The 11,946-nt window shown below is 33.7% G+C and carries 8 protein-coding genes and 1 tRNA gene; 3 read left to right on the plus strand and 6 right to left on the minus strand.

The window, feature by feature from the left end:
- Window positions 1-54 precede the first annotated feature (54 nt).
- Genes infB through rimP form a run of 3 tightly spaced genes read right to left on the minus strand, consistent with a single transcriptional unit; the run spans window position 55 to window position 4,623 of the window.
- A complete protein-coding gene (gene infB, locus NMK29_RS18015; protein WP_108802244.1) occupies window positions 55-2,865 on the minus strand; it encodes a translation initiation factor IF-2 in 2,811 nt (936 codons plus the stop codon).
- A gap of 45 nt (window positions 2,866-2,910) precedes the next feature.
- The gene (gene nusA / locus NMK29_RS18020) at window positions 2,911-4,143 is read right to left on the minus strand and encodes a transcription termination factor NusA (RefSeq protein ID WP_027393429.1); all 1,233 of its coding nucleotides are present in this window, start codon (window positions 4,141-4,143) and stop codon (window positions 2,911-2,913) included.
- Window positions 4,144-4,155: 12 nt separating this feature from the next.
- Entirely contained in the window at window positions 4,156-4,623 is a 468-nt protein-coding gene (gene rimP, locus NMK29_RS18025; RefSeq protein ID WP_108802245.1) for a ribosome assembly cofactor RimP, read from the minus strand.
- Window positions 4,624-4,892: 269 nt separating this feature from the next.
- Here rimP and NMK29_RS18030 point away from each other — a divergent pair, with 269 nt between their 5' ends.
- Window positions 4,893-5,726 carry a universal stress protein gene (locus tag NMK29_RS18030; protein WP_369862822.1) on the plus strand — a complete coding sequence of 278 codons (834 nt, stop codon included), beginning with the start codon at window positions 4,893-4,895 and terminating at the stop codon, window positions 5,724-5,726.
- A gap of 58 nt (window positions 5,727-5,784) precedes the next feature.
- On the opposite strand, the gene NMK29_RS18035 is transcribed toward NMK29_RS18030, so the two are convergent.
- Window positions 5,785-5,857 (minus strand) — tRNA-Gln (locus NMK29_RS18035).
- A gap of 214 nt (window positions 5,858-6,071) precedes the next feature.
- Here NMK29_RS18035 and NMK29_RS18040 point away from each other — a divergent pair.
- Window positions 6,072-9,374: a DUF2723 domain-containing protein gene (locus NMK29_RS18040; protein ID WP_108802246.1), complete on the plus strand. Its 3,303-nt coding sequence runs from the start codon at window positions 6,072-6,074 to the stop codon at window positions 9,372-9,374.
- A 42-nt stretch (window positions 9,375-9,416) separates the two neighbouring features.
- A complete protein-coding gene (locus NMK29_RS18045; RefSeq protein WP_108802247.1) occupies window positions 9,417-10,055 on the plus strand; it encodes a polysaccharide deacetylase family protein in 639 nt (212 codons plus the stop codon).
- A 27-nt stretch (window positions 10,056-10,082) separates the two neighbouring features.
- Here NMK29_RS18045 and NMK29_RS18050 read toward each other — a convergent pair whose 3' ends face one another.
- The gene (locus tag NMK29_RS18050) at window positions 10,083-10,379 is read right to left on the minus strand and encodes a co-chaperone YbbN (RefSeq protein ID WP_027393424.1); all 297 of its coding nucleotides are present in this window, start codon (window positions 10,377-10,379) and stop codon (window positions 10,083-10,085) included.
- 82 nt (window positions 10,380-10,461) lie between these two features.
- Window positions 10,462-11,700, minus strand: coding sequence for a metallophosphoesterase (locus NMK29_RS18055; RefSeq protein WP_108802248.1), 1,239 nt, complete (start codon window positions 11,698-11,700; stop codon window positions 10,462-10,464).
- Between the last annotated feature and the right edge of the window lie 246 nt (window positions 11,701-11,946).

The following is an 11,946-nucleotide window of genomic DNA, read 5'->3' on the forward strand; positions in this document are numbered from 1 at the left end:
AAAAAAGCCCGATCAAAATTGATCGGGCTTTTTTATTATAATTCTATGTCGGTTTTATAATTTTTTCTTCACAGCAACTTCCTGGAAAGATTCTATTACATCGCCTATCTTAATATCATTATAATTTTTAACCTGCAATCCACAATCATATCCTTTAGAAACCTCTTTAGCATCATCCTTAAACCTCTTTAAAGAAGCAAGCTCCCCAGTATATACAACTACACCTTCACGTATTAAACGAATTCCAGCGTTACGTATAATTTTACCTGTTTGAACCATACAACCTGCAATTGTTCCAACTTTAGATATCTTGAATGTTTCTCTAATCTCAGCGGTACCAGTAATTTCTTCCTTCATCACAGGAGAAAGCATACCTTCCATTGCATCTTTTAGATCATTAATCGCATCGTATATAATCGAATATGTTCTGATATCGATTTCTTCTTTATCAGCAACCTGACGGGCATTACCTGCAGGTCTCACATTAAATCCTATTATAATAGCATCAGAAGCAGATGCTAATAACACATCACTTTCTGTAATTGCTCCTACTGCTTTATGGATTATATTTACATGAATCTCTTCTGTCGATAACTTCTGGAATGAATCCGTTAACGCTTCTACCGAACCATCAACATCACCCTTAAGAATAATATTTAATTCCTTAAAGTCTCCAAGTGCAATTCGACGTCCAATTTCATCAAGTGTAATATGTCTCTGTGTACGTACTGATTGCTCTCTATGCAACTGTGCTCTTTTAGAAGCTATATCTTTTGCTTCTCTTTCATCTTCTAAAACACTAAACTTATCACCTGCCTGAGGAGCACCATCTAGACCCAAAATAGATACTGGTGTTGAAGGACCTGCTTTCTTAACGTTCTTACCACGTTCATCCTGCATTGCCTTAACCTTACCACTATTCTTTCCGGCCAATACATAATCTCCAACTTGTAGTGTACCTGTTTGTACTAAAATTGTTGACACATATCCTCTACCTTTATCTAAAAATGCTTCTACCACAGTACCAGATGCCAATCTATCCGGATTCGCTTTAAGTTCTAATATTTCTGCTTCCAGAAGCACTTTTTCTAAAAGCTCTTTAACACCTTGTCCTGTTTTAGCAGAAATATCATGGGATTGAATTTTTCCTCCCCAATCTTCTACCAGTAAATTCATAGAAGCTAGTTTTTCCTTAATCTTATCAGGATTAGCTTCTGGTCTATCTACTTTATTTATTGCAAAAACAATCGGAACACCCGCAGCCTGCGCGTGACTAATTGCTTCTTTTGTTTGTGGCATCACATCATCATCTGCCGCTATCACAATAATTGCTAGATCCGTTACCTGAGCACCACGAGCACGCATCGCTGTAAACGCTTCGTGACCTGGTGTATCTAGGAATGCAATCTTTTGACCATTTTCTAGTTGAACACCATACGCTCCAATATGCTGCGTAATTCCACCACTTTCTCCTGCTATTACATTTTCTTCACGAATATAATCTAACAAAGAAGTTTTACCGTGATCAACGTGTCCCATAACAGTAACAATAGGCGCTCTAAGTACAAGATCTTCTGGAGCATCTACTATTTCTTCTATTGACTCTTCAATATCAGATGTTACAAAGTCAACTTCATATCCAAATTCATCTGCAACAATAGAAAGGGTTTCTGCATCCAAACGCTGGTTCATAGTAACCATAATACCTAATGACATACAAGCTGATATTACTTGAGTCGTAGGAACATCCATCATGGTTGCTACCTCAGAAACTGTAACAAACTCAGTTACCTTAAGAACTTTACTTTCTTGTTCTTGTTGAGCCACATCATCTTCTGCCTTTTGGCGATGCTGATCACGCTTATCTCTACGATACTTAGCCGCTTTGGATTTATTTGATTTCCCTTGAAGTTTTTCAAGAGTTTCTCTTACTTGTTTTTGTACTTCTTCTTCACTAGGCTCCTCCTTAACTACAGCAGGTCTTTTACCTTTTCCTGGACCTCGATTTGGACCTCGATTTCCTGGACCTCGTCCTCGATTTCCACCTTGTCTATTTCCTGGTCCTCCTCCAGGTTTAGCACCACCTTCTTTACTAATTCTTCTGCGACGCTTTTTTGGATCGCTATCAGAAGATTTAGATTTATCCTCTTTCTTTTTAGGAGGTTTCTGAAACTTCGTTAAATCAATCTTTTGGCCTGTAAAATTAGGACCATCCAATTTTTTATATTGAGTTTCAACCTTTACAGGTTCTCCTTGGGGTTCCGCCTCTTTAGATGGAGAAGGTTCCTTTTTAGCCGGTTGCTCTGCAGGTTTAGAAGCTTTCTTTTGTTCCAGATCTATTGCTGCAACTTTAGCAATTTTTATACCTTTTTTAGCAGGCCTATTAGAAACCACTTCAGGAGTCTTTTCTTTTACTTCTTCTTTCTCCTTTTCAACTTCTTTTACCTCTTCTTTCTTAGGAGCTTCTTCGGTTGTTGCTTTTTCTTCGGGCTTCTCAACAACTTCTTCTTTCTTATCCAATTCTATTTTACCTACTTGTTTAGGTCCAGTCAATTGGGCTTTGGCTTTCACAACTTCACGAGCTTCGGCACGCTTACGTCTCTCCTCTTGTTCCGTTTCAATCTGCACTCTCAGCGCTTCTTTCTCTTTCCTTTTTTCCTCACCAACCTCTTTTGAAGCTACCTTCTTACTCTTGTCTGTCTGGAACTCATCAAACAACAGCTGATAGATCTCCGAAGAAATCTTTGTGGTAGGACGCGAGTCTATCTCATGACCTTTTGAATTCAAAAAGTCAACAGCCCGATCTAGCGAGATATTGAATTCGCGTAATACCTTATTTAATCTCATTGTTTTTGCTTCAGCCATAAATGCCTTATTATTTTATGCTCAAATATAAATTAATTGAAGTTATTAATCTTCAAATTCTGATTTTAATATTCTAATAACTTCACTAACAGTCTCTTCTTCAAGATCTGTTCTTTTTACTAAGTCCTTAATATCTTGTTCTAAAATACTCTTAGCTGTATCTAATCCTATTTTAGCAAATTCTTCTATAATCCAAGAGTCTATTTCATCAGAGAATTCTGATAATTCAACATCCTCTTCAACTCCTTCTCTAAACACATCAATCTCATAACCTGTTAACTGACCTGCCAATCTAATATTATGTCCTCCCCGTCCAATTGCTTTAGAAACTTCTTCTGGCTTCAACATAACCTCTGCCCGGCTACCCTCTTCATTAAGTTTTATAGATGTTACTCTAGCAGGACTTAAAGCCCTAGTAATAAACAACTGAAGGTTATTTGTATAATTTATAACGTCGATATTTTCATTCCCAAGTTCTCTTACGATACCGTGAATACGAGATCCTTTCATACCTACACAAGCTCCAACAGGATCAATTCTATCATCATAAGAATCTACAGCTACTTTTGCTTTTTCTCCCGGTATTCTAACAACTTTCTTAACAGTAATCAAACCATCAAAAACCTCTGGAATTTCCGACTCAAACAACTTCTCTAAGAACAATGGAGATGTTCTAGACATTATAATCGCAGGTTTATTACCTTTTAATTCCACAGATTCAATTACACCTCTAACATTTTCTCCTTTTCTGAAAAAATCAGAAGGTATCTGCCTATCCTTTGGTAAAATAATCTCATTACCTTCATCATCCAACAAAATAATCGCTCTATGACGAATATGATGTACTTCTGCGGTATATATCTCTCCTTCTAATTCTTTAAATTGTTTATAGATATTAGTATTATCGTGTTCGTGAATTTTAGAAATTAAATTCTGACGTAAAGCCAAAATTGAACGTCTACCTAAATCTATTAATTTCACTTCCTGAGAAACATCTTCTCCAATTTCAAAATCTGGTTCTATTTTTTGTGCTTCAGAAATTGATATTTCCTGATTTCCATCCTCAACCTCACCATCAGCAACAACCACACGGTTTCTCCAAATTTCTAAATCCCCTTTATCAGGATTTATAATGATATCGAAATTATCATCACTACCAAATTTCTTTTTTAATGCATTTCTAAACACATCTTCTAAGATCGCCATTAGCGTAACACGATCGATTAACTTATCATCCTTAAATTCTGAAAATGACTCTATTAATGCGATATTTTCCATATCAATTTATAATTAAAATGTTATCATAACTTTAGCTTCCTGTATTTCATCATAAGAAACAGAAGCTTCCTTTGTTACCGTTATTTTTCCTTTTCCTACTGGTTTTGGTTCTCTTGCTTTCCAAACCAAATCTATACTATTATCAGACACAGAAACTAACTCTCCTTCAATAGTATTACCACCTTCAGTTTTTACCTTTAATTTTCTACCTATATTCTTTTTGTACTGACGTCGATGAACTAAGCCTTCAGAAACTCCAGCAGACATCACCTGTAAAGAAAAATCTTCTTCTTCTCTATCTAAATTATGCTCGATAGCCCTACTTAGAGCTATACAATCCTCTACAGTTATACCACCATCACCATCAACAATAATCTCTATGATGTTACCAGGATGTATTTTTTGACTGATCAAGAAAAGAGAAGGCCTTTCTTCTAAGGCTTCTGCTAACAAACTTTGAACTTTATCTTTTAATGACATAGGCAGATAAAAAGAGGGGACTTTTCGTCCCCTCAATCTGGTTTTTTAATTTCAACGGTGCAAAGATAGTAATAATATCTTAGATTCAAAATCTACTTAAGAATGAATTTATTCGTAAATTTAAATGACTGTTAGCATATTACAACCTATCGATTTTAAGAATCATAAGAAAAATACAATTTAATCTACAGTTCACATACATAAAAAACAACTAACCTAAACCAAGTGCTACTTGGATATTGATAATTTTCTCTTAAACACACTTAACCATGATTAAAAGAATTCTAGTACCCACTGATTTTTCCACTCAAGCAGAAAGCGCCTTAAAAGTAGCAGCACAAATTGCTAAAAAGAACGATTGTCAGATCTATCTTTTACATATCTTAGAAATGCCAGTTCATCTGGTTGACTTAATGTCTTCTGGAGCTTCCTCTTCTGCGCCGGAAGCCATATTTTTTATGAAACAAACACATAAGAAGTTTGAAGAAGTTTTAGCCAGCGACTACCTAAAGGATCTAGAAGTGATTGAAACTGTTAGTTTTGAAGATGTTCTTCGTGGAATTATGGATTCGTGTGACAAGAATAATATAGACATGATTATAATGGGTTCTCATGGGTCCTCTGGGTTTGAAGAATTATTTATTGGCTCTAATGCTGAAAAAGTAGTTCGAACCTCAGAAAAACCTGTACTTGTAATTAAAGAAGATTGTGATATATATAATGTTAACGACCTTGTTTATGCTACTAATTTTGATGATGAAGATAAGCCTTCGTTAATATCAGCACATGAATTTTCTAAACAACTAGAAGCAAAATTACACTTAGTATGGATAAACACAGCAAATAGTTTTAAAACAACTAAGGAAACGGAAGAAAAAATGAATCTAATGATTGCTGATCTACCTATTGACAATTATACATTAAATATTTACAACGACATTAACGTAGAGAAAGGAATTTTAAATTTTGCAAATTCTGTAGATGCGGGTCTTATAGGGATTAGCACACATGGAAGAAAAGGGCTATCGCATTTTATTAATGGCAGTCTTGGAGAAGACGTGGTAAATCATGCTAAAAGACCGGTTCTAACCTTCAAAATATAATTCAATCATTAGATCTAAATAAAAAAAAGAGCTACATATAAAATGTAGCTCTTTTATGTTGGTCTACTAGGGCTCGAACCTAGACTCTTCTGGACCAAAACCAGACGTGTTGCCAGTTACACCATAGACCAATGCGTCATTGCGGGTGCAAATTTAATATATTCTTTTTGGTCTGCAAACATTTTTTTAAAAAAATATTCATTCTTTAGTTTTTATTAGATTTATCGAGGCAGTTTTATTTATTACTTATCCAAAATATAAACTTCTGTTAAGCGTTTGCTAAAAAAACTAATAGAGAAGTATTTTTATTACTAAATTCGCCACACGTTATAACAGTTATATCTTATGAGCACATTCAACTTTAAAAAGTGGAATAAAATATTAGGATGGGTAGTTTTTGGAATCGCCCTTTGTGTATACTCCTTAACCGTAGAGCCAACAGCTAGTTTTTGGGATGCAGGTGAGTATATAGCTACATCATCTAAGTTACAAGTTGGACATCCGCCAGGAGCACCTCTATTTCAAATGATAGGTGCATTTGCTTCCATATTTGCATCAGACCCCACCCAAATAGCGCTCGTTGTCAATATGACCTCAGCTTTCGCTAGTGCTTTTGCCATTCTCTTTATGTTTTGGTCAATCACTATCCTTGTCAAAAAATTAATTATAACAGACGAAAGTTTCACTGATGGTAAAGCTTTGGCAACCTTAGGGAGTGGATTAGTTGGGTCTTTGGCATTCGCCTTTACCGATAGTTTTTGGTTTAATGCAGTAGAAGCAGAAGTATATGCAATGGCTACTTGTATTTTATCCGTATTGTTTTATTTAGGATTACTCTGGGAAAGAGATATGCACAACCCGAGAGGTAACCGATGGTTAATTTTAATTGCTTTTATTGCTGGACTTTCTTTTGGAGTTCACTTTATGGGATTACTTTCAATACCTGCTATAGGACTGTTATACTATTTCAAAAACTATAAGGTTACAATAAAGAATTTTATTATTGCTAATATCGTAGTAGTCGCAATACTCCTATTTATATTTAAGTTACTACTTCCCTCCACTTTAAAATTGTTTGGATGGTTTGAGGTTACTTTTGTAAATAGTTTTGGAATGCCATTTAATTCAGGAACTATATTTTTAGGCCTCATTATAGCATCGGCATTTTATTTCATTCTTAAATACACACGTAAAAAGAAATTCCCTTTAATTAACTCAGCTGTATTATGTGTATTATTTATATTCATCGGTTTCTCTTGTTGGATTATGCTTCCTATAAGAGCAAATGCCGGAACAGTTATAAACGAAAACAATCCAAACAATGCTCGTGAATTATTAGCATATTATAATCTAGAACAATACCCAGAAACTCATCTTTTTTATGGCCCGCAGTTTACCGAAATATATGCCGGACTCGATGAAGATGAACCTTATGAAGATGATAAACCTAAATATGAGAAAAATTTAAAAACTGGAAAATACGATATTGTAAACGACTGGAAAAATGCGAGACAAAATATAGACGATGATCATAAAGCGTTTTTGCCAAGAATGTGGAGTACCGAGCATATTTCTAATTATATGGATTTTACCGGACCGATTAGGTTCACTATAAAACCAGAGTATCAAGACGAATCCGAATTACTTGAAGCTGTTACGCAATTTAGAAGAGAATATGCGGTTGGCAAATTAGACAATGACGACTACAATAAATTTTTACGCTCCTTTGGTGATTATTTAAATGTAGAAAAACCATCTTTTGCATCTAACGTTTTATATCTCCTTGAATATCAAATAGGATATATGTATTGGAGATATTTTATGTGGAATTTTGTGGGTAGACAAGATGATAATCAGGGGAAATATAGCAATCTAGAAGGTAATTGGCTTAGCGGAATTAAATTTATTGATGAAATACACTTAGGGTCACAAGACAATTTACCTGGGGATGTACTAAAGAATAAAGCTCGTAACACCTATTACTTTTTACCATTATTGCTTGGTCTCATTGGTTTTGTGTTCCAAGTACAAAAGGATAAGAAAAATTTCTGGGTGCTATTAGCTTTTTTCTTATTTACAGGATTGGCCCTAAAAATATATCTTAACGAAAGACCTTTTGAACCAAGAGAAAGGGATTATGCCTTAGTTGGTTCATTTTATGTATTCGCTATATGGATAGGTTTTGGAGTATATGCATTATTCGACATTCTTAAAAACTCATTAAAACCAAAATTACTAGCTCCTCTAGTAACTACAATATGTTTACTCGCCGTACCCGTTTTACTGGCTGCTCAGAATTGGGATGACCACGACCGTTCGAATCGATATACAGCACAAGCTATGGCAAAAATGTACCTTCAATCATGCCAAAAAGACGCTATACTTTTTACAATAGGTGATAATGATACATTTGCATTATGGTATGCTCAAGATATAGAAGAATACAGAACTGATGTAAGAACAGTAAATACTAGCTTATTTGCAACAGATTGGTACATCGATCAGATGAAAAAAGCCGCCTATGATGGTAAACCAATCCCATCTCAGTTAACACACGAGTTCTATAGGTTTGGTAACAATGATGCTATTTATTACAAACCAGTTACTAATGATACCATGCTTATCAAAAACTGGATGCGATGGATTGAGACTGATGATCCTAGAACCAAAGGTGACTTACAAAATGGAAAACAAGTAAACACTTTTCCAACGAAACACATAAGAATTCCTGTTGATAAAGAAGCCGTTCTTAGAAATGGAATCGTATCACAAAAAGATGCTCATCTTATAGTTCCTTATATAGATATACATTTAAAAGGTGATCTACTATTTAAAAATCGATTGCTAATGTTAGACATGATTGCTAACAATAACTGGGAAAGACCTGTATATTTTACTGGTGGAAGTTTTGGTGATGATGATTATTTATGGATGAAAGATTATTTACAATTAGATGGTGTTACCTATAAACTAGTTCCTATTAGAACTCCAATAGACAAACGAAACCCTTATGACATGGGACGTATTGATACAGACCTTATGTATAACAATGTTACTAGCTGGGATTGGGGAAATAGCGAAAACCCCAACATTTATCATGATCCTGAAACTCGAAAAAACGCTATTACTTATCGTAGTAATCTAGCTAGATTAGTAGAAGCATTGATTAATGAAGGCAAAAAAGATAAGGCTAAAACAATTCTAGACCTTGGGATGGAAAAAATGCCAATAGAATTCTATGAGTATTACACTCTATTGGAACCATATGTAAGTGGATACTACGAAGTAGGAGAAAAAGAAAAAGCACGTGATTTATGGAATAAAATCGCAAAAAAATATCAAGAACAATTGACGTACTTCGGAAGTCTTACTTTAGAACATCAATATGAATATGCTAGTGAGATCGTCAGTAATGTAGAAAGATATAGAAGTGTTGTAGATCTTCTAATAATCAATCAAGACAAAGAAATGATTGAAGAAAAGGCTGAAGAATTTAATAGGTATCTAAGGCTATTTACAAGACTTTATTCTGAAGATGAAGAGTACGACAATCAGGATGTTTTGGAAGATCAAGAGCAAGATTTACAAAAAGAACTTCTAGATAGTCAAAAACCATTAGACACTTTAGAAGAACTACCAAAATCATAACACAACTGAGCCTTTTAACTAAGGCTCTTTTTTTTTATCAATTTGGATTTAATACCTAATAAAACGCCTAATAGTATCAAGTTATTATTTCCCAACTATACTTGGGATTTTTACACTTGCGAAGAAAAGAAGATTTATCTAACCTTTGATGATGGCCCTATTCCCGAAGTAACCGATTTCGTATTAGATCAACTAAAACTGTATAACGCAAAAGGCACTTTTTTTTGTATTGGTGAAAATATTAGGAAAAATCCAATAGTTTTTAAAAGAATAATTTCAGATGGCCATAGTATTGGAAATCACACTATGAATCACTTAAAAGCAAGAAAAAACAGCCTTTCTATATACGTTGAAAATGTTTTAAATTGTGAAAATGAAATTTTAGAACACACTAAAATTAACCACAAACTGTTTAGACCTCCTTATGGACAATTAAGTAAGCGTAAATTATCAGAGCTAAGGAAACTAAACTATGAAATTATATTATGGGATGTGTTATCCAAAGATTGGGACAAAAACACCTCACCAGAACAATGCACTATTAATGTAGTTGCAAACGCAAAAAAAGGTAGTATTGTTGTTTTTCATGATAGTATTAAAGCATTTAAAAACCTTAGGGTAGCATTGCCTAAAGTACTTAAGCATTTTTCTGAAAAAGGATTTATTTTTGAAAAGATTTAATCTTAATCAATCTAAGAAAGTTCTTTTTTAAACATACTCTTTCATAAGACCTATAAGCGTGTTCGCATCTTGCTCTCCACTTTGTCTCCAAACCATTTCTCCTTCTTTATAAATCATTAATGTAGGAAGACCCTTAATACGAAGTGCTGTCGCCAACTCTTCATTTTTATCCACATCTATCTTTATCACTTTAGCTTTATCGCCAAGAGCAGCAGCCACATCCTTTAATACAGGATGCATGGATACAGAAGGTTCATTCCATTCAGTATAAAAATCCAGCAAAACCGGAACCTCAATACCTATTAACTCTCCAAACTTTGACATGTTCTAAAAATTTTATTATCAAACTATGCTATACTAACGAACAAAGCAGATATATAATTGTAAATATAACACTTTCTACGAATTATGCGGGTTTAGGACCTTTTCTCAATTCAATAACAGTAATTTCTGGCCAAATCCCTACTCTTCCGGGAAAGGCATGAAAACCAAACCCTCTATTTACATTAAGATAACGTCCCATATCATTATACATACCAGCCCATTGTTTATAAACATACTGCACAGGACTCCACTTTAAAAACCCAGGGATTTCTATTCCAAACTGAAATCCATGAGTATGCCCACTAAGCGTTAAATGATAATGATTATCATGCTTTTTTACCTCATACTCCCAATGAGATGGATCATGACTTAATAAAATTTTAAAATCTTCTTTGGCAACACCATTCGATGCTTTTGCCAAATCTCCTGCTTTTTTAAAGTTATGCCCCCAATTCTCTACACCGACTATAGCTATTCGTTCATCATCTTTTTCTATAAAGGAATTATCATTTAACAACAATTGAAAATCAATTTTAGAATGCACTTCTTTAATAGCTTCAAAATTAGCTTCTTTTTCTTCTTCTGAATCCCAAGTTACATATTCACCATAATCATGATTTCCCAAAATAGAATATTTCCCAAAAGAAGGTGTTTTTAAACCTTTAAAAATATCAATCCAATCATCCATTTCACTAGCCATAGTATTTACAATATCCCCAGTAAAAACTAATAAGTCAGTTTGCTGCTGATTTATTAGATCTACAGCATATTCAATCTTTTCAACCTCATCAAAACTACCAGAATGAATATCAGATATCTGAGTTAACCGAAAACCATCAAATGCATTTGGTAAATCATCAAAATATAGAACATGATTAATAACTTTAAAATTATACTTACCTCTAAATATACCATGTACTAATCCAGCAAAAGGTATTGCAGCTACTCCCAAGGCCATTTGACTTATAAATTTTCTTCGGCTTGGTAAATATTGAGTCGCATTTCCATCAAAAAATGTATTTGTAAGATAAGTATACCCTGCTACGCAAAGCCTTATAATGTCTTCTCCAAACATAAACAACACTAAAATCAACTTAGGAACTAAGGTAACTAATAACAAACCACTTGCTCTTAATGAATATTTTGTAGGGCCTACACTTCTATCGTAGTTAGCAAAAACATATATAACATACCCTATAATGAGTAATGAGATAATCAAATATACTATTTGGATCCATTGATTTTTTGATAAAGTGCGAATAACTTGATAAGCATATAATTCTATTAAAACATAAAGCACTAAAGGAATAATCCAACGCATATTAATTCTAAGTTTTATTTACTAAACAAAACTATCTCACCTTTTGTCAATCATAAGTATATTTAAGTAAAAATTAACTGTTTATCATTTAATCATAATAAAATACTATCATTACTAAGATACACATATATCAAACACCATAAATCTTAGAATTTTCTTTCATATGTATAATTTTTATTCGTACCTTCGTTCAACTATTTAACTATAGGGATGTACAAAAAAAATCTACTTTATTCATAAAATATT

Source organism: Aquimarina sp. Aq107 (assembly GCF_943733665.1).
GTDB lineage: Bacteria > Bacteroidota > Bacteroidia > Flavobacteriales > Flavobacteriaceae > Aquimarina.